The 16,975-nt window shown below is 64.9% G+C and carries 18 protein-coding genes; 13 read left to right on the top strand and 5 right to left on the bottom strand.

Features of this window, described 5'->3' with window-relative positions; all coding sequences use genetic code 11:
* Positions 1 to 223: 223 nt before the first annotated feature.
* From trxC to ACVOL0_RS17755, 5 genes are all read right to left on the bottom strand, one after another.
* Positions 224 to 670 (bottom strand): thioredoxin TrxC, encoded by a 447-nt coding sequence (gene trxC / locus ACVOL0_RS17775; protein WP_481550206.1) that lies wholly within the window; start codon positions 668 to 670, stop codon positions 224 to 226.
* A gap of 85 nt (positions 671 to 755) precedes the next feature.
* Positions 756 to 1,283: a type II secretion system protein N gene (locus ACVOL0_RS17770; protein ID WP_481550205.1), complete on the bottom strand. Its 528-nt coding sequence runs from the start codon at positions 1,281 to 1,283 to the stop codon at positions 756 to 758.
* A 68-nt stretch (positions 1,284 to 1,351) separates the two neighbouring features.
* A complete protein-coding gene (locus ACVOL0_RS17765) occupies positions 1,352 to 4,063 on the bottom strand; it encodes a M66 family metalloprotease (protein ID WP_481550204.1) in 2,712 nt (903 codons plus the stop codon).
* 94 nt (positions 4,064 to 4,157) lie between these two features.
* The gene (gene gspD, locus ACVOL0_RS17760) at positions 4,158 to 6,065 is read right to left on the bottom strand and encodes a type II secretion system secretin GspD (protein WP_481550203.1); all 1,908 of its coding nucleotides are present in this window, start codon (positions 6,063 to 6,065) and stop codon (positions 4,158 to 4,160) included.
* Positions 6,062 to 6,517, bottom strand: a complete 456-nt coding sequence (locus ACVOL0_RS17755) for a type II secretion system protein N (protein WP_481550202.1) — start codon at positions 6,515 to 6,517, stop codon at positions 6,062 to 6,064. Before ACVOL0_RS17755 ends, gspD begins: the two co-directional genes overlap by 4 nt.
* A 315-nt stretch (positions 6,518 to 6,832) precedes the next feature.
* Between ACVOL0_RS17755 and gspE the strand changes: the two genes are divergently transcribed.
* The 13 genes from gspE to ACVOL0_RS17690 all read left to right on the top strand — a co-directional run bounded on the left by gspE (position 6,833) and on the right by ACVOL0_RS17690 (position 16,747).
* Positions 6,833 to 8,332 (top strand): type II secretion system ATPase GspE, encoded by a 1,500-nt coding sequence (gene gspE, locus ACVOL0_RS17750; protein ID WP_481550207.1) that lies wholly within the window; start codon positions 6,833 to 6,835, stop codon positions 8,330 to 8,332.
* Positions 8,333 to 8,360: 28 nt separating this feature from the next.
* Positions 8,361 to 9,566, top strand: coding sequence for a type II secretion system inner membrane protein GspF (gene gspF / locus ACVOL0_RS17745; protein WP_481550201.1), 1,206 nt, complete (start codon positions 8,361 to 8,363; stop codon positions 9,564 to 9,566).
* A 7-nt stretch (positions 9,567 to 9,573) separates the two neighbouring features.
* The gene (gene gspG / locus ACVOL0_RS17740) at positions 9,574 to 10,002 is read left to right on the top strand and encodes a type II secretion system major pseudopilin GspG (protein ID WP_481550200.1); all 429 of its coding nucleotides are present in this window, start codon (positions 9,574 to 9,576) and stop codon (positions 10,000 to 10,002) included.
* A gap of 2 nt (positions 10,003 to 10,004) precedes the next feature.
* Positions 10,005 to 10,511: a type II secretion system minor pseudopilin GspH gene (gspH, locus tag ACVOL0_RS17735; protein WP_481550199.1), complete on the top strand. Its 507-nt coding sequence runs from the start codon at positions 10,005 to 10,007 to the stop codon at positions 10,509 to 10,511.
* Positions 10,508 to 10,867: a type II secretion system minor pseudopilin GspI gene (gene gspI / locus ACVOL0_RS17730; RefSeq protein WP_481550198.1), complete on the top strand. Its 360-nt coding sequence runs from the start codon at positions 10,508 to 10,510 to the stop codon at positions 10,865 to 10,867. The genes gspH and gspI overlap by 4 nt, the downstream gene beginning before the upstream one ends.
* Positions 10,864 to 11,478 (top strand): type II secretion system minor pseudopilin GspJ, encoded by a 615-nt coding sequence (gspJ, locus tag ACVOL0_RS17725; protein ID WP_481550197.1) that lies wholly within the window; start codon positions 10,864 to 10,866, stop codon positions 11,476 to 11,478. Before gspI ends, gspJ begins: the two co-directional genes overlap by 4 nt.
* Complete coding sequence (gene gspK, locus ACVOL0_RS17720; RefSeq protein WP_481550196.1) at positions 11,475 to 12,419, top strand: type II secretion system minor pseudopilin GspK; 945 nt, start codon at positions 11,475 to 11,477, stop codon at positions 12,417 to 12,419. Before gspJ ends, gspK begins: the two co-directional genes overlap by 4 nt.
* Positions 12,416 to 13,570 (top strand): type II secretion system protein GspL, encoded by a 1,155-nt coding sequence (gene gspL / locus ACVOL0_RS17715; RefSeq protein WP_481550195.1) that lies wholly within the window; start codon positions 12,416 to 12,418, stop codon positions 13,568 to 13,570. Before gspK ends, gspL begins: the two co-directional genes overlap by 4 nt.
* Before the next feature lie 35 nt (positions 13,571 to 13,605).
* Entirely contained in the window at positions 13,606 to 14,079 is a 474-nt protein-coding gene (gene gspM, locus ACVOL0_RS17710; RefSeq protein WP_481550194.1) for a type II secretion system protein GspM, read from the top strand.
* A 262-nt stretch (positions 14,080 to 14,341) separates the two neighbouring features.
* Complete coding sequence (locus tag ACVOL0_RS17705; protein ID WP_481550193.1) at positions 14,342 to 15,415, top strand: 3-deoxy-7-phosphoheptulonate synthase; 1,074 nt, start codon at positions 14,342 to 14,344, stop codon at positions 15,413 to 15,415.
* Between the two features lie 119 nt (positions 15,416 to 15,534).
* Positions 15,535 to 16,008: a hypothetical protein gene (locus tag ACVOL0_RS17700; RefSeq protein WP_481550192.1), complete on the top strand. Its 474-nt coding sequence runs from the start codon at positions 15,535 to 15,537 to the stop codon at positions 16,006 to 16,008.
* A gap of 16 nt (positions 16,009 to 16,024) precedes the next feature.
* Positions 16,025 to 16,282 carry a GIY-YIG nuclease family protein gene (locus ACVOL0_RS17695; RefSeq protein WP_481550191.1) on the top strand — a complete coding sequence of 86 codons (258 nt, stop codon included), beginning with the start codon at positions 16,025 to 16,027 and terminating at the stop codon, positions 16,280 to 16,282.
* Positions 16,283 to 16,411: 129 nt separating this feature from the next.
* Positions 16,412 to 16,747: a YegP family protein gene (locus ACVOL0_RS17690; protein ID WP_481513173.1), complete on the top strand. Its 336-nt coding sequence runs from the start codon at positions 16,412 to 16,414 to the stop codon at positions 16,745 to 16,747.
* The last annotated feature ends 228 nt before the right edge of the window (positions 16,748 to 16,975 follow it).

Below are 16,975 nucleotides of genomic sequence, written 5' to 3'. Positions count from 1 at the left end.
CCCCCCCCCCCCCCCCCCCCCCCCCCCCCCCCCCCCCCCCCGCCCCTCCCCCCCCCCCCGCCCGCCTCCCCCCCCCCCCCCCCCCCCCCCCCCCCCCCCCCCCCCCCCCCACTACAGGTGAGGCGTTCGGGATTGCTGGGCAGGCCCCTGCCGAGCATGGCTCGGCACTACAGGTGAGGCGTTCGGGATTGTTGGGCAGGCCTCTGCCGAGCATGGCTCGGCACTACAGGTGCGCGCTTGCCCACTGCACGATGCTGCTGGCCGGCATCGCGCCGGATTGCCGGGCGATCTCGCGGCCGCCGTGGATCAGCACCATCGTCGGAATGCTGCGGATGCCATAGCGGGTGGCAATGGCCGGCTCGGCTTCCGTATCCAGCTTGCCCAGGCGCATGCGTGGCTCCAGCTGCACGGCGGCCTTGGCGAACTCCGGTGCCATTTGCCGGCACGGGCCGCACCAGCTGGCCCAGAAATCCACCAGCAGCGGAATCTGCGAGCGGCTGGCGTGTGCTTCGAAAGCTGCTGCATTCAATGCAATCGGCGCGGCCGCAAATAGTGGCTGGTGGCAACGGCCGCAGGATGGCGCCTGTGACAGGCGCGCAGCGGGGACGCGGTTGATCGCGTTGCAGTGCGGGCAGGCAATCTGCAGCGGATCGGAAGAGGTGTCGTTCATTGGAATGACCATCGCAGGCGGGACCAGTCAGCAGTATGCGCTGCGTTGCTGAATCCGCCGTCGAAGGGCGCGTGCCCTGCATCGATCAAGGCGCGTTGCACAGCCCCAGTGCGGCCAGCTCGGCTTTCTGTGCATCGGGCAGTGCCGACATGGTGGTGGTGTCGCTGCAGGCGGCGCGCACTGCATCAAGGTTGTCCGCGCGCAACAGGGCCCTGCCATTGCTGGGAACGGTACTGTTGATGGTGTCGGGCGCTGTCGGAGCACTCGGTGCGCGCGCTGCCTGCTTGCGTGCCCCGCCCTGGCCCAGCAGACGCAGGCTAAACAGTTGCGAGCCACGGGCGATCACGATGTGGTCGCGGGCAATGGCGTGCAGGCGCAGTCCGCTATCGATCTGCTCGCCGACGTGCAGCGTCTGTGATGCCGCGCCGGCTTGCTGGATTACCGCCAACGAGCGGTCAGCCTGCGGATGCACGAAGGTCGCCAGTAGCCTGGGTGCCTGCGAGGTGCCGGCGGGGTACAACGGCGGTCGTTGGTCGTGCCCATCGGGTTGCGCCATCGCGATGCCGGTGATGCTGCCGCACACGCCAATGGCCAACCAAGTGATCAGACGCAATGGTGGAGTTGATGGATTCATTTGCCTGCGCGCAAGCCCGGGGCGCGGTGGCCCCGGGCGGTTGCTGATTACTGGATGTTCAAGCCACGCAGCACAACCAGGTTGTTGGGGCTGAGCAGCGCCAGCAAGGCGTTGTCGTTGGCACTCAGTCCGGTCCAACGCTGGTTCGCACCACCGCTGCAGCTGTAGGTGATCAATTTGCCACGGCCTGCGGTCAGGAAGCCGCCAGACAGGTCCAGGCAGCGGCCATTACGGCCAATCGTCGGCAATGCGCTGAGATCGAACATCTGTGCATCCAGCGTGCGATCACACTTGCCGAGGGTCACCGCGGCATTGTTGCCACCGCTGCCGGACAGGCACATGGCCGGGTTGGCTGCGCTGTGGATTGCACCGCGCAGATCGGCCATCCACAGCTCGTTGTCGGCGCCGCTGCAGGTGCTGGCATCGGCGATGTAGACCGACAGCTTGCCATCGACGGTCTCGGTCTTCAGGCAGTGCTTGCTGTTGGTGACCAGCATCTGCTGGCCGGCCGGCAACAGCGGAGTCTTGCGCAGGCCAAGGGTATCGAGCAGTTTCTTGAGTGCTTCCACTGCCGCAGTGTTGTTGCTGGCCTGCAGGTCGGTGCGGTAGCGGGTCATCCAGCGATTCAGGCGTGTGGCCCGGGTTTCCTGGGCGATGTAGGCATCGCGCACCTGCCGGGCTTCACTGGACAGACCGCTGGCGTCGTCGCCCCAGCTGGCATACAGCAGGTTGCCACGCGCTCCCAGGTTGATCAGTGGCTTGCCAGCGGCGGCTGCCAGCAGGGTGTCCAGTTCCGGTAGCTCAACCGCACGCAACGCGCTGTAGCCAGCTTCCTTGCCCACCACCACTGGTGCCTTCATTGGCGGCAGATCCTGCGGGAAGCTCATCGTTGCCAGGGTGTTGACCGCTGCGCCGGCGTCCTGGCATTGCAGCTTGGCCTGTTGCGGTTTGTCGGCCTGGGCCAGGTTGATATGCAGCTTGTTGACCGAACCGTTCTGCAGCACGTTGCCAGCAACGGCGATGCGCTTGCTGCTGCCTCCGTTGAATGTCACCTCCAGCCAGCATTGGCGACTGGAGGCAGTGGCGAGCGGCGCCGGCAGGTCGAACACATTGCCCCAATTGCCGCGGAAAGCGGGGTAGAGCAGGGCATTGCCGGTGCTGGGGTCATAACCGCCGAGCACGGTGAAGACCGGCGTACCGACCAGGCGTGGTTTCAGGTAGTTGCCGTCTGCCGAGTTGAAGAACAGCTCCTTGTTGGTCGGCACCTTGCCGGTCACCGGTTCCATCCTGCGGGTGTCCGCGTTCCAGCCCAGGTAACCGGTGGCCGAACTCTGCGTTGGCACCGGCTTGTTCAGGCGCGGCTGGATCGCGATCCGGGTGCTGTAGCCGGTGTAGTGCGTATAGCGTGACAGCGCGCTGGAATAGTTGCCGCCGGCCATCGCATCGGTGGCGAAGCTGTAGCTGTCGTCGTAGATCGGCATGCCGCCCAGGCCGTCGGTCTTGGCACGGCTCCAATGCAGGTTGCCGCGCATGCGCTTGCGGTAGGAGATGTAGCCCCAGCCGCTGTCATGGTGGTGGCCGGACAGGAAGTAGTTGTCGCCGGCTTGGCCCGGGTAGTGACCGAGCCCGTAGTGGTGGCCGATTTCGTGGCTGAATTCGTTGCCGCTGGTGGAGTACAGCGTGAGCATGCCGTTGCCGCCGCTCAAGCCGTGGCTCTGTACGCCATTGCTGTACCTGCCCACGGCATGGTGCGCCACCACGTTCTGGAACCACTGTGGCTGCGACTGCCCGGCCATGCCGGAGGCCGTTGCGCCGAAGTTGGCCAGGTTGATGCCGACGCTGACCGTGGATTTGCCGGTGTTTTCGCGCATGTCGCCGGAATACACGTCACCTTCGCCAGCACTGGCGGTGTCGTAGATGGTGCCGTTGGCGACCATCACCTTGTCCAGCTGCATCGGTTCGTAATAGGCGACGGTGAAACGCGCGGCCGGAATGGTCTGGAAGTAGTCAGCCGCACCCTGTTCCGGGTTCTTCAGCAGCCAGAACGCATCGCTCTCGGCCGGCGGGGCGGTCAGCATGCCCAGGCGGATGCTGTGCACCACCAGTTCTGCCGGTGCGCCGAACTCGATCTTGTCGGCGGCCAGGCTGCCGCTGCGTGACTTGCTGTCGGTGATGCTCAGGCTCATGCCTGGCTTGACCCAATCCCACGGCAGCGGCACCGACCAGGCGCGACGGGAGTAGTTGTAGTCGGGGCGGCCGTCGTTGTTGTTGTAGTCCGAGCGGTACATCGCGTTCGGATGCAGCAGGTCCAAGCTGCCCTTGACCGCACCGTCGATGGACACGGTGACCTTGACCGATTCGACGCCTTGCAACGAGGGATCGGGCGTGACCAGCAGCAATGCGGCGCGCTCGGTGGTCAGGCGCGGCATGTTTTTGGCTTCGTTGCCGCTGGGGTCGACGGTGTGACTCTGTGCGAACTGGATCATGGCCGGCAGATTGCCGGTCAGATCATTGCGCACCGCCCGGGTGGCGCCGCTGGCGTCGATGTCGTAGAAGCCCTTGAGCTCGATTTCGTCATAGGCCGCGCTGGTCGGTTCCGGGTACGGGTCGGCCGGGGTGGGGGTGCCGCCGCCGGTGTTGCCACCGCCATTGCTGCCACCGCCATTGCTGCTACCACCACCGCCACCACCGCCGCAGGCAGCCAGCAGGGCGGTGGACAGCGCCAGAACAAGGACGCGCGGATTGAGTGCGTTCTTCAAGAATTACTCCCCTTGGTTTTGAAGTGCTGAAACGTGGTGTGGCTGCAGACATCCGGATCCCAACGTCCGGGTGTCATTGCGGCCGCTGGCCGCGTCAGTTGCCGGTGCCCGGCGGACTGGCGCGGTCGGATGCCTGGTCGGCGTTGAACAGTTGTTCGGCCGCCGCAGGCAGCGGGTTGGCGTACTTGCCGCCAGTGCTCGGTGCGCTGCGCAGATCCAGGTATTTGCGCGCGCTCATGTCGTTGGCCGCGCCCTGCCCGAGAATCACGCTGGGACGCAGGAAAACCATCAGGTTGCGTTTGACCCGGGTATCGCTGGTGGAGCTGAACAAGCGGCCCAGGCCAGGGATGCTGCCGAGCAGCGGCACGCTGGAGCGGGTATGGCTGACGTCATCCTGGATCAGGCCCCCAAGCACGATCACCTGCCCGTCATTGGCCAGGATGGTGCTCTTGATCGAGCGCTTGTTGGTGATCACGTCGGACAGGGTGATGCCGTTGGGGGTAGGCGCCAGCGAGGAAATTTCCTGCTCGATCTCCAGCCGCAAAGTGCCGCCCTGGTTGATGTGCGGCGTCACCTTCAAGGTCACGCCGATGTCCTGGCGCTGGATGGTGGTGAACGGGTTGCTGGTGCCATCGCCGGTGGTGGTATACGAGCCGGTCTGGAACGGCACGTTCTGGCCGACCAGTATTTCCGCTGGCTCGTGGTCCAGGGTCAGCAGGGTGGGCGTGGACAGCAGGTTGTTCCTGGAATTGGTCGACAGCGCCGTCACCAGCGCACCGAAGTTGCTGTTGCCGATGCCGAGGATGGCGCCGGATGGCAGCGACGTTGGCGGAGTGCCGGCCGCCAGCGAGCTGAGCAGGGTGCCGATCGACATGCCGGTGTTGTTGAAGTTGACGCCACCCACGCCATTGTTGCGTGAGCCGCCATCCAGTGCCCACTGGACGCCCAGGGCATCCTCGATATCGCCGGAAATCTCGACGATGGCCGCTTCCACCAACACCTGCGAGCGTGGGATGTCCAGCTGCCGGACGATGTCGCTCAGCACCTGCAGCATCTCGGGTTTGGCGTGGATGACGACCGCATTGAGGCTTTCATCGGCACGGATCAAGGTGCCGATCTGGGGCTGCTTGTCATCGCCTTCCTGCTTGATGGAATCGCCGATCGCGCCAAGGGTCTGCGCCATCTGCTTGGCATCGCCATGCTGCAGGCGGATCACCTGGGTGGTGGTGGAGCGCGGCGCATCCACATCCAGCGAGCGGGCCAACGCCAGCAGCCGTTCGCGGGCCTGCTCGGGGCCGAAGATCAGCAGGCGGTTGGTGCGGGTATCGGCCAGCACCTTGCTGCTGTTGTTGCCAGCGATGCTGGCCTGTAGCAGCTTCTGCAGGCTTTCCACGCTTGCGTAGCGCACCTCGTAGGCGCTGTGCGCATGCAGCCGGGGCGCGTCCAGTTGCCGCAGCAAGGCCTCGATGCGGGCGATATTGCCGCGCCTATCGCTGATGATCAGCGCATTGGCGGTGGGCACTGCCGCAAGGTGGGCATTGGCCGGTACCAGCGGACGCAGCATCGGCAGCAGATCGGCGACGCTGCCGTTCTGTACGCTCAGTACGCGGGTTTCGATCGCGTCCGGACCACGGCCGCGGCCATCGGCGAACACGTGCGCTTCATCGTTCGGAACCACCCGGGTCTGGGCATCCTCTTCGATCACCGCAAAGCCGTGCACGGTCATCACCGACAGGAACAACCGGCGGACCTCGGGCAGTGTCATCGGTTCCTGTGTGGTCACGCTGACATCGCCGACCACCCGTGGGTCGACAATCAAGGTGTCGCCGGTGATATTGGCCACCGCGCCAATGAAGTCACGGATATCCGTGTCCTTCATGTTGATGCTCCATTGCTTGGGGGCATCGCCGGCTGGCGTGGCGCTGAGCGCTGTCGGTGCAAGCACCAGCAAGGACAGCAGCGCCGCTCTGCGCAGCAGGGCAAGTGTGGTTGCGTGGATCATTCGACACCGCCTGCTGGCTGCTGCGTTGCAGGGCCGGGAAAGTCGAGCCTTCCATTCACGCCATTGCGGGTGAACAGCACATGGTCGTGGGCAATCTGTTGCAGCACCACGCCGGGCAGGAACTCGTCACCCACCAACAGGTTCAAGGCACCTTGGCCCTCGATGTTGATCAGTGCCTGCGACTGCGCAGGGTCGGCGGCGACGATGCAACCCTGCAATTGCACGCCTTGCAGAGTGGCTGCTCCCGCCACCGCAGGATTGCCGAACAGCCGTTGCAGCCGTTGCGGCGACAGTTGCGGAAGGCTCACTTGCGCTGTGCGGGCGCTGACGGGTGGGCGGCTCATCTGCAGATACAGCTGACGCGCCTGCCAGGACAGCGCGGCGACGGCAGAAAATGTGATGAGGATCGCGACGATCTTCGGCAGCAGCTTGGAGGTATCAGACTGGAACATCGGTGGTACGGCATCTCCCTTGGCAAAATCCGCGCGCACAAGGGGAAGCACGCTGCACTTTTCAGGCAACGCCGCGCCAAAGATCTCTGGTTTTCCCCTGTTTTCGCAGTGTCGGATTTTGCGAAGCCGGTACTCTAGCTGCGTATGTAAGAGAGTGCGATGCGGATACGTACGGAAGTGTGATGGTCATCCGGAAAGCGATGTCGAAGTCACGCCTTTTTGCCCGGAACATGGCATTTTCCGGGCACGTTTTTACAGGGGAAAGTGTGACATCGCTCCGCGCAGCGATATCACCTTGCAACATTGATGTTTGAAATGGAGCTCACGGCGGCGCCGGTATCTGCTGGCGGCATGCCGACATTGCGCCTGCCGTTTGCGTTTGCGCGCCGCCATGGCGTGTTGTTGGATGATGCTGGCCGCCAGATCGTCTGCCGCAGTGATGCCAGCTTGGGCGCGCTGGCTGAAGTGCAGCGCATTGCCGGTTGCGCACTGGCGCAGCAGATCGTGGCCGACGAGGCCTTCGAGCTGGCGTTGCAGCAGGCCTACCAGCAGGACTCCGGCACTGCAATGAGCATGGCCGACGAGCTCGGCGACAGCCTGGATCTGGCCAGCCTGGTGGAGGGCATGCCGCAGGTGGAGGATCTGCTGGATCAGCAGGACGATGCACCGATCATCCGCCTGATCAATGCCTTGCTGGGGGAGGCGCTGGCCGAGCATGCCTCCGATATCCACATCGAATCATTCGAGCGCCGTTTGGTGGTGCGTTTCCGTGTGGATGGCATCCTGCGCGACGTGGTCGAGCCGCGGCGCGAGCTGGCGGCACTGCTGGTGTCGCGCATCAAGGTGATGGCACGGCTGGATATCGCCGAGAAGCGGTTGCCGCAGGACGGTCGTATCTCGGTGCGGGTTGCTGGGCGCGAAGTCGATATCCGTGTGTCCACCCTGCCTGCGGCCAATGGCGAGCGGGTGGTGCTGCGCCTGCTGGACAAGCAATCCGGGCAGTTGTCGCTCCAACACCTTGGCATGCGGGTGCGCGATGTTGGGGTGATGCAGGCGATGCTGTGCCGGCCGCACGGCATCGTGCTGGTCACCGGCCCCACCGGTGCCGGCAAGAGCACCACCCTGTATGCCGGCCTGCGCGCCATCAACAACCGCCAGCGCAACATCCTCACCGTCGAAGACCCGATCGAGTACCACCTCGACGGCGTCGGCCAGACCCAGGTCAATGGCCGTATCGACATGACCTTTGCGCGTGGCCTGCGCGCGATCCTGCGCCAGGACCCCGATGTGCTGATGGTCGGCGAGATCCGTGACAGCGAGACCGCGCGCATCGCCGTGCAGGCCTCGCTTACCGGCCACCTGCTGCTGTCCACCCTGCATACCAACAGCGCGGTCGGTGCGGTCACCCGTCTGCTCGATATGGGGATTGAGTCCTTCCTGCTGTCCTCCTCGCTGCTCGGCGTGCTGGCACAGCGGCTGGTGCGCAGGCTGTGCCCGCAGTGCCGGGTGGCAACGCCGGCCTCCAGCGCCGAGTGCGCGCAGTTGGGCATGGAAGCCTGGCAACGGCCGCTGCTGTTCCGCGCGGTCGGTTGCGATCACTGCAAAGGCCAGGGTTACCGGGGCCGCACCGGTATCTACGAGCTGGTCGAGTTCGGTCCCGAACTGCGCGCCCTGGTGCATGCCGGTGCTGGCGAGGCTGAGCTGTTGGAGCAGGCGCGGCGGCAAGGACCGTCGATGCTGGACGACGGCCGCGCCAAGGTGCTCGATGGCGTGACCACGCTGGAAGAAGTGCTGCGGGTAGGGCGCGACCTGTGAGTGCCCGGGTCGTACGGAGTAGTGATTGATGGCGGCGTTCGAGTATCTGGCCTTGTCCGCCGATGGCCGTCGCCACAAGGGGGTGGTCGAAGCCGACAGCGCACGCCTGGCACGCCAGCAGCTGCGCGAGCGCAATCTGGCACCGGTGCAGGTGGAGCCGGTCGCGGCGCGCGAAGGCGCGGCCAGTGGTAGCGGCGGCGGACGTATCGGTAGCGCCGATCTGGCTCTGCTGACCCGGCAGCTGGCCACCCTGGTGCAGGCCGCGTTGCCAGTGGAAGAAGCCCTGCGCGCGGTCGCCGCACAGACCAGCAAGCCGCGCGTACGAGCGACCTTGTTGGCGGTACGCGGCAGGATTCTGGAAGGGCACGGCCTGGCTGCAGCACTGGCGGCGTATCCGCGTGCATTTCCCGCGATCTACCGCAGCATGGTCGCGGCAGGCGAACGTGGTCATCTCGGCGTGGTGCTGGAACAGTTGGCGGACTATACCGAGCAGCGCCAGCAGTCACGGCAGCGCATCCAGCTGGCCTTGTTGTATCCGCTGATCCTGCTGGTGGTGGCAGGCTTGATCGTTGGTTTTCTGCTGGGCTACGTGGTGCCGGATGTGATCGATGTCTTCATCGATTCCGGCCAACCCCTGCCTTGGCTGACCCGCGCGCTGGTGGCCAGCAGCAACGCGCTCGGCCAGTGGGGGCCGTGGTTGCTACCCGTGCTGGCTGTTGCCGGTGTGCTGGCCTGGCGTACGTTGCAGCAGTCAGCCAGACGCTTGCGCTGTGACACGGCGTTGCTGCAGCTGCCGCTGTTCGGCCTGTTGCTGCGTGACCTGGATGCGGCGCGCTTTGCTTCGACGCTGGCAATCCTGGCGCGCAGTGGCGTGCCCTTGGTGGATGCGCTGCGTATTGCCGCACAGGTGGTTGGCAATCAGTGCATCAAGGCTGGCCTGCTGCAGGCTGAAGTCGTTGTGCGCGAAGGCGGCAGCCTGACCCGTGCGCTGCAGCAGCACACGCCACTGCCGCCGATGCTGCTGCACATGGTTGCCGCAGGTGAGAAATCCGGTGCGCTGGACGCGATGCTGGCACGCGCCGCACGCAACCAGGAGACCGATCTGGCCGCGCGTATCGCCCTGCTGATCGGCGTGTTCGAGCCCTTCATGCTGGTGCTGATGGGTGCGGTGGTGTTGTTGATCGTGCTGGCCATCCTGCTGCCGATCATGTCCTTGAACCAACTGGTGGGTTGAAACAGCAATGAACGTATCGGCAAGACAGCAAGCCGGCTTCACCTTGATAGAAATCATGGTGGTCGTGGTGATCATCGGCATCCTTGCCGCGCTGGTGGTGCCCAAGGTGATGGGACGGCCTGACCAGGCCAAGGTCACCGTCGCCCGCGGTGATCTCAAGGCCATTGCCTCGGCACTGGAGATGTATCGGCTGGACAACCGCCGCTATCCGGATACCCAGCAGGGCCTGGAAGCGTTGGTACAGCGTCCGCCCAGTGGTGCCGACAACTGGAATCCCGAGGGCTACCTCGGGCGTCTGCCGGTTGATCCCTGGGGCAAGCCCTATCTGTACCTGGCGCCGGGCAGCAAGGGCGCCTACGACTTGTGGAGCTACGGTGCCGATGGCCGCGAAGGTGGCGATGCACTGGACGCCGACCTGGACAGCAGGGACATCTGAGCGTGCGGCATGCGCGCGGCTTCACCCTGGTGGAAGTACTGGTGGTGATGGTGATCATTGGCGTGCTGGCCGGTGCGGTGGGCTTGTCCGGGGCAGCGCATGGCGATGGCTATGTGTTGCGCGAAGAAGCCGAGCGCTTTGCCGCGGTGCTGCGCCTGCTTGCCGATGAGGCGGTGCAGGACAACCGCGAGTACGGCGTGCACATCAGCATGCAGGGCTATGAGGTGCGTGCCTACGACGTCCGCGATGGACGCTGGCGCGCGCAGCCGGACTGGTCATCGCGACAGCTGCCGCAGGCGATGCAGCTGTCGCTGAGCGTGGAAGGCACTCCGGTCGCATTGGCGGAAGCCGGCGCCGATGCACGGCCGCCGCAGATCGTGCTGTCCTCTTCGGCGCAGTCGACGCCGTTCAGCGCAACCATGACCGCCACTGACAAGCACGGCCTTGCCTACCGGATTAGCACTGACGGCTTCAACGACCCGCAGGTACAGCAGGTGTCGTCGCCATGAGAGCGGCCCGTGGATTCACCCTGCTGGAAGTGATGGTGGCGCTGGCGGTGCTGGCCGTGGTCGCCGCGATGGTGCATGTCACCCTGCAGCGCCATGTGCATAACGCGCGCCTGTTGGAGAACCGCGCTTTGGCCGGCTGGCTGGCCGATACCACCCTGGCCGAGCTGCAATTGCGCGGTGCGACGGCGTGCGGCAGTGATGTCGTCGTCGAACAGGGCAATCGACGCTGGCGGGTGCGGTGCGAGATGCACACCACCGCCGAGCCGCAGCTGCGGCTGGTGCAGTTGCGGGTGACAGATGCGGACAGTGAGGATGGTGGCGTCAGCCTGACCGGCTTCGTCGGAGTGGGGCAGTGAGACAGCACGCGGATGCCGGGTTCACCCTGCTGGAAGTGCTGGTCGCGGTGGCGATCTTCGCCCTGATCGGCATTGCCAGCCATCGCATGCTGGTGTCCGCGATACGTGTGGATTCGCAGACCCGTGAGCAGGAGCAGCAACTGCGGCAACTGCTGCGGGCGATGACCAGCCTTGAGCGTGATGTCGAGCAGGCCGTCGCGCGGCCGGTCCTGACCAGCGACGGAGGCGATGAGCCTGCATTCTGGAGTGATCCTGATGGCCAGGGACTGCAGTGGACCCGCGCTGGCTGGAGCAATCCGCAGGCCGCGCCGCGTGCACAATTGCAGCGGGTGCACTGGCGCCATGAGGGCTCGGAGCTGCTGCGCGAGTACTGGCCGGTGCTGGACCGTGCCGATGACAGCGCCGCGCAGCGGCAGCAGGTCCTGCAGAACATCACCGCCCTGCAATGGCGCTACCTGGATCTACAGGGAATATGGCGCACGCAATGGCAGGGGACGGATACGCAGCCACTGCCGCGCGCGCTGGAAGTGCGGATTGAGCACCCGCGATTTGGCGCACTGCGACGGGTGTTGTTGCTGCCCGCAGGCGATGCCGCGAGCCAGTCACCATGAAACGCACACAGCAAGGCGTCGCGTTGATCACCGTGCTGCTGGTGGTGGCGCTGGCCGCCACGGTATGTGCGGCCTTGGTCAGCCGTCAGCAGTTGTCGATACGCGCCAGCGCGAATCAGCTGCATGCACGCCAGGCATGGCAGTACGCGCGCGGGGGGGAGCAGCTGGCCAGTGCGCTGCTGACAGCGGACCTGCGCCAGAGTGCCGGCATCGATCATCGCGGCGAGGTCTGGGCGCAGGGCTTGCCGGTGTACCCGGTGGACGGTGGTCAGCTGGGCGTGTCGATCGAGGATCTGTCCGGCCGCTTCAATCTCAACAGCGTCGTGCACAACGGCGAACTGGATAGCGCGGCATTGGCACGTCTGCAGCGCCTGCTGGTGCTGCTGCGGTTGGATCCGCAGCTGGCCTGGCAGCTGGTGGCGTGGCTGGCGCCGTCGTTGGCGCCGGACGCGATCCGTCTGTCCGGCGAGCGCGAATACCAGCGCCGGGAGCCGGCGTATCGGCCTGCGCGCCGTGCACTGCGCGATGTCAGTGAGCTGCGCTTGCTGGCCGGTGTCGACGACGCGGTTTACCAACGCCTGCTGCCGCATGTCACTGCACTGCCGGCAACGGCCGCGCTCAATCTCAATACCGCCGATCCGCTGCTGTTGGCCAGTCTTGCTGATGGTCTAGGCCTTGCCGATGGCCAGCGCCTGGCCGCTGCACGCGGCGGCAATGGTTTTGCCAGTGTCGATGAGGCGCTGGCTCAGCCGCTGTTGCAGCGGCGGCTGGTGGCGCGCAGCGGCTTGGCGGTGCGTAGCAACTGGTTCCTCGCCAGCACTGAAGTCGCTATAGGCGAACGCCGCCTGCGTCTGCTCAGCACCTTGCGCCGCGATGCGGGCAGCGTGCAGGTGGTTGCCCGGCAGTTGGCTCCCCCTGTATTTCCCGAGAAAGATCGATGAAGTCACAACCGTCATTGCCATGCCTGTTCCTGCCTGCATGGTGCAGCGCTGACCTGCAGGATGATCTGCAGGTCAGCTGGAGTGATGGTCTGCAGGCAGCGCAGTTGCCATTGCAGGAGGCGTTGGCAACGCTCAAAGGCCGCACGATCGCCTTGATCGTGCCGGTTGAGCACGTCGCAAGTTGTGCAGTCAGCCTGCCCGCCGGTAGCAGACACTGGCAGCTGAAAGCCTTGCCTTATGCACTGGAGCCGCTGTTGGCAGAAGAGGTGGAGGGCATGCATCTGGTGCTGGGAGAGCGCCTGCACGATGGCCAGCATCGGGTCGTGGCCATCAAGCGCGCTCTGCTTGAGGGCTGGTTGCGTAGTCTGCGCGAAAGCGGTGTGCGGGTAGGCGCGATCCATGTGGATGCGGACCTGCTGCCGAATGCGCTTGCGAGCCTGTGTTGGGACAGCTCGCGTTGCCTCTTGGCCGATGCCAATGGGCTGCGGCTCGCGCTGACGCCAACGCAGCTACCTGCAGTGCTGGAGCGACTACCAGGGATCTGCAAGGTATTCCACGCGCGTGATGACATACCGCTGCTTCCGGCCGGTGCGACGCTGGATCTACAGGTGTTTGAAGGCGCGCAGCTGGCGTGGCTGGCGGGGCAGTGTGGGCGTGCATTGAATCTGGCGCAGGAGGCATTTGCTCCCGCATCCAGCCTGCGCCTGCACCACTGGAAGCCGGTGGCATGGGTGCTGGCGGCTGTGCTGCTGGCGCAGCTTGCATTTGATGGCGCGCAGGCATGGCTGTTGAACCAGCAGGCAGCCGGTTACCGGCAAGCCAACGAAGCCATCTACAAGGGTTTGTTTCCACAGGAGCGACGCATCGTCGACCTGGGAGCGCAGTTCGACCAGCATCTACGCCAAGGCGACTCCACCACCCAGCTGCGGGCGTTGTTGGCCGCGGTTGCCGAGGCCATGCCGGCCACAACGGATGTCCAACTGCGACGGATGCACTATCAAGCGAGGCAGGGAGAGCTGCTGCTGCAACTGCAGGGCGAGCACCCAGCGCTGGAGGAGCTGCAACATGGTCTTCAGTCCATGCCGCTGCGGGTGAAGGCGGCGCGCTTGGATGAAGCGGGCCTGCAATTGAGTGTTGGAGAAGCGCAATGAGTGCGACTGTTTCAAGTACGCCCCGAGCGCAGGTCATGCGTGCTCGGTTTGCCGCGCGCTGGCGCCGGCTGGCGCCGCGCGAGCGCATCGCACTACAGCTGTTGTTGGCGTTTGCGGCTGCGCTGGCGTTCTGGTTTGCTGCATGGGTACCGACCCGCGAAGCACTGCAGCAGGCCCGCAGCAATGTCGCCGCGGAGCAGCAGCTGCAGGCGCATCTGCGTGCCAATGCGCCACGTTTGATTGCAGCCGCACAACGCACTGCCATGCCAAACCCGGAGCAGCTTCCCGCCCTGCTGACAGCGGCGGCGGACAAACATGGGCTGGCAATCACTGGGTTGGAGCAGGCGGATCAGCGCATCAAGCTCGTCCTGAGTGGCGCCCCGGCTGATGTGATGGCGTGGTTGCAGATGCTGCAGAGCCTGGGCGTTTCCGTGGATGAGTTGACACTCGCACAGCAGCCCGATGCAAGCTGGAACGGCGAGGTGGTGTTGCTCGCTTCGCGAAGCTGAACGTAGCGACGGCCGGGGTCTGTTGCCGCTGAAACTGTCGCATCGCACAAAAAACCGTGTTATCAATGCTCCCCATGAACGCAGCCCGCGCCAGCTTTTACTTTTGGTATTACTTTCCCAAGCCGCTGGCGGAGGAAGGACTGCGCTTACCCTGAAGAAACTTTCAGATGCATTCCCGAAAAGCCGCCAGCGAACCTGGCGGCTTTTTTCATGCCGCCACGCTGGGGCCAAACCAATCACTTGCTTTGAACTGGAGACCCCCATGCCCCCCCATACCGACGATCTGCGCATCCGCAAACTTGAACCCCTGACCTCGCCAGCGCAGCTGCTGGCGCTGCTGCCCTGTGACGAACAAGCCTCGCAGACCGTGGCCGACGCCCGTGCCTCGCTGCACCGCATCCTGCACGGCCAGGATGACCGCCTGGCCGTCGTGGTCGGCCCTTGCTCGATCCATGACCCGGTAGCGGCAATCGAGTACGCCCAGCGCCTGCGTCCGCTGCGTGATGCACTGGCCGGTGAGCTTGAGATCGTGATGCGTGTGTACTTCGAGAAGCCGCGCACCACGGTGGGCTGGAAGGGCCTGATCAATGACCCGGATCTGGACGGCAGCTTCAACATCAACAAGGGCCTGCGTGTGGCGCGCGGCCTGTTGCGTGACATCAATCGCCTCGGCCTGCCGGCTGGCGTGGAGTTCCTGGACGTGATCTCGCCGCAGTACATCGCCGACCTGGTGGCCTGGGGCGCGATTGGTGCGCGTACCACCGAAAGCCAGGTGCACCGAGAGCTGGCCTCGGGCCTGTCGTGCCCGGTTGGCTTCAAGAACGGCACTACCGGTGATGTGAAGATCGCCGCCGATGCAGTCGGCGCGGCCTCGCACCCGCACCACTTCCTGTCGGTGACCAAGGAAGGCGGCACCGCCATCGTCGCCACCCGCGGTAATCCGGATTGCCACGTGATCCTGCGCGGCGGCAAGACCCCGAACTACGATGCGGCCAGCGTGCAGGCCGCCAGCGAAGTGCTGGCCAAGGCGCAGCTGCCGGCGCGGTTGATGATCGATGCCAGCCACGCCAACAGCAGCAAAAATCCGGAGAATCAGCCCAAGGTGATCGATGACATTGCTACCCAGCTGGAAGCCTGCGAGCAGCGCATTGTCGGGGTGATGATCGAAAGCCACCTGGTTGCCGGCCGCCAGGATCTGGTCGAAGGCCAGCCGCTGGTCTACGGCCAGAGCATCACCGACGGCTGCATCGATTGGGACAGCACCGTGCAGGTGCTGGAGCGTCTGGCCGAAGCGGTGCGTGCCCGCCGCCGCGCCCAGCTGGAAGCAGCTGCCTGAGGATTCCGTGACAGTTTCACTGGCGCACATCGGGCTGCCCAAGTAATTTACGCGGCGGGAGGCGATAGGCCTCCCGCCTGCTGTGGAGACAGGGGAGCACCGTTTCCGGCAGGAAGCCTATGAATCAACGCTCCATGGAGAAGGAACTGATGCGTACCCGTATGTGCACCGTGGCATTGGCTTTGATGCTGGTCCCGTCGCTGGCACTGGCCAAGAAGGAAGTCGTGGACTCGGGCAGTGGCTGCCTGCAGAACCTGTCGGTGGCCGGTGGCTTCACCAGCGGCAAGCAGTTCCTGGCCTCGACCGACCATGAAGGTGTCAGCTACGCCGACGCGTTCGCCAAGACCGTGGCCGCGATTGAAGCGGAAGGCATGGTTGGGATCTACCCGAACGAGACCACCGGCTATATCGCCGCCGAAAACCCGGTCCGTGGCGGTGGCGGTTCGACCGTGCCGCTGCGTACCACCGTGCGCCGCCAGCCTGATGGCAGCGTGCGCGTTGAAGTGCGTTTCAGCATCAAGGGCGGTCAGATGACCTCCAACAAGGCGGTTGGCGAGGGCCTTTGCAAGATTGCCGACGCAGCCAGCCTGTAAATCGGGGCAGGGTCAGGTGAAGGGGCTGTGGTTTCTGTATCTGCTGGAGTGCCGTGATGGCAGCTACTACGCGGGTATCAGCACCAATGTGCAGGCCCGTTTCCTGGCCCATGTTGCCGGCAAGGGCGCACGCTATACGCGTGCGCACCCGCCGCTGCGGATACTGGCCAGTCGCGCCTATGCCGATCGCTCGGCCGCGTCGCGCGCCGAGTGGCAGATCAAGCAACTGCCGCGTGAGCGCAAGCTGGCCTGGCTGGAACGGACAGAAGATTGAGGTAGAGTCGCACCTGTAGCCGCGGCAGCTAGCGGCTTCCAACGTCCGGTTATCCGGGCAACAGCCACGCATGCGGCGGCGGTAGCAGGGCGGCAGCGTGCCGGCATCATCCTCAAGCGGGGTATTGCAATGGCAGGTTGGTACGAGTTGGACAAGAGCAGCGACGGTCAGTTCTATTTCGTGCTCAAGGCAGGCAACGCCGAGGTCATCCTGACCAGCGAGCGTTACACCGCGCGTTCCGGGGCGGAGAACGGTATCGCTTCGGTGCAGAAGAACAGCCCGGATGAAGCGAACTACGAGCGCAAGACCGCCAGTGACGGTCGCTACCATTTCAATCTGAAAGCGGCCAACCACCAGGTGATCGGCAGCAGCCAGATGTATTCATCGCAGGCCGCGCGCGAAGCCGGCATCACCAGCGTCAAGGGCAACGGCCCCAGCACCACGATCAAGGACAAGACCGCATAGCGGTGTTGTAGCTGTTGTACTGAGAAACCCCGGCTTGCCCGGGGTTTTTCAGTTGTAGTGCCGAGCCATGCTCGGCAGGGGCCTTCCCGGCAAGGCCCGATCTGTAGTGCCGAGCCATGTTCGGCAAGGGCTTTACCGGGAAGGCCCGATCTGTAGTGCCGAGCCATGCTCGGCAGGGGCTTTACCGACAAGGCCCGATCTGTAGTGCCGAGCCATGCTCGGCAAGCG

Source organism: Stenotrophomonas sp. STEN021, assembly GCF_056760175.1.
Note: the sequence above shows the minus strand (reverse complement) of the source record. Positions and strands in the feature narration are given on the sequence as shown.

Bases quoted from the DNA above. Each gene is read 5' to 3' on its own strand.
- trxC (WP_481550206.1), bottom strand. From the start codon at position 670: ATGAACGACACCTCTTCCGATCCGCTGCAGATTGCCTGCCCGCACTGC.
- gspD (WP_481550203.1), bottom strand. From the start codon at position 6,065: ATGATCCACGCAACCACACTTGCCCTGCTGCGCAGAGCGGCGCTGCTG.
- ACVOL0_RS17755 (WP_481550202.1), bottom strand. From the start codon at position 6,517: ATGTTCCAGTCTGATACCTCCAAGCTGCTGCCGAAGATCGTCGCGATC.
- gspE (WP_481550207.1), top strand. From the start codon at position 6,833: ATGGAGCTCACGGCGGCGCCGGTATCTGCTGGCGGCATGCCGACATTG.
- gspF (WP_481550201.1), top strand. From the start codon at position 8,361: ATGGCGGCGTTCGAGTATCTGGCCTTGTCCGCCGATGGCCGTCGCCAC.
- gspG (WP_481550200.1), top strand. From the start codon at position 9,574: ATGAACGTATCGGCAAGACAGCAAGCCGGCTTCACCTTGATAGAAATC.
- gspI (WP_481550198.1), top strand. From the start codon at position 10,508: ATGAGAGCGGCCCGTGGATTCACCCTGCTGGAAGTGATGGTGGCGCTG.
- gspK (WP_481550196.1), top strand. From the start codon at position 11,475: ATGAAACGCACACAGCAAGGCGTCGCGTTGATCACCGTGCTGCTGGTG.
- gspL (WP_481550195.1), top strand. From the start codon at position 12,416: ATGAAGTCACAACCGTCATTGCCATGCCTGTTCCTGCCTGCATGGTGC.
- gspM (WP_481550194.1), top strand. From the start codon at position 13,606: ATGCGTGCTCGGTTTGCCGCGCGCTGGCGCCGGCTGGCGCCGCGCGAG.
- ACVOL0_RS17705 (WP_481550193.1), top strand. From the start codon at position 14,342: ATGCCCCCCCATACCGACGATCTGCGCATCCGCAAACTTGAACCCCTG.
- ACVOL0_RS17700 (WP_481550192.1), top strand. From the start codon at position 15,535: ATGAATCAACGCTCCATGGAGAAGGAACTGATGCGTACCCGTATGTGC.
- ACVOL0_RS17690 (WP_481513173.1), top strand. From the start codon at position 16,412: ATGGCAGGTTGGTACGAGTTGGACAAGAGCAGCGACGGTCAGTTCTAT.